We start from the raw sequence: 601 nt of genomic DNA, 5'->3' as shown, positions 1-601 counted from the left end.
CGAATGCTATTTCGGGAAAAGAAGGAACTGCTGGAGTTATATAATGCACTCAATAACTCGGCGTATCACAGTACGAAGGACCTGATAATCTTCACCCTGGAAAATGCGATTTACATGAATTTTAAGAATGACATCTCATTCTTGCTGGATTCCGAGCTGAATCTATACGAGCACCAGGCATCGTATAATCCCAATATGCCGCTGAGGGATTTGGTATACATCGCAAAGCAGCTGGAAAAATACATGCGGGATGAGAGTATATATTCTTCCACGCTGGTGAAAATTCCGATGCCCCGGTTCGTGGTATTTTATAACGGTACAGACAGGCAGCCCGAAAAGCAAATCCTGCGGCTGTCGGATGCGTTTGAAAAAGAAACGGCAGAACCGGAGCTTGAGCTTAAAGTACTTATGCTGAATATTAATTTTGGCCACAACCAAGAGCTGATGGATAAATGCCGGACATTGAAGGAATACAGCCAGTATGTGGACCGGGTCAGGAAATATGCAAGGGTAATGCGGATTGAGGAAGCGGTTGAGCGGGCAGTGACGGAATGCATCAGGGAAGGGATTTTGGCAGATTTCCTGTCGTCACAGAGAGCGG

At 45.9% G+C, this 601-nt stretch carries 1 pseudogene; it reads left to right on the top strand.

Annotated elements, in window-relative coordinates:
- Positions 1 to 601: pseudogene (locus HMPREF1548_RS29945) on the top strand (hypothetical protein); the annotation flags it as partial.

The sequence above is a fragment of the Clostridium sp. KLE 1755 genome (assembly GCF_000466465.2).
Lineage (GTDB): Bacteria > Bacillota > Clostridia > Lachnospirales > Lachnospiraceae > Eisenbergiella > Eisenbergiella porci.
Note: the sequence above shows the minus strand (reverse complement) of the source record. Positions and strands in the feature narration are given on the sequence as shown.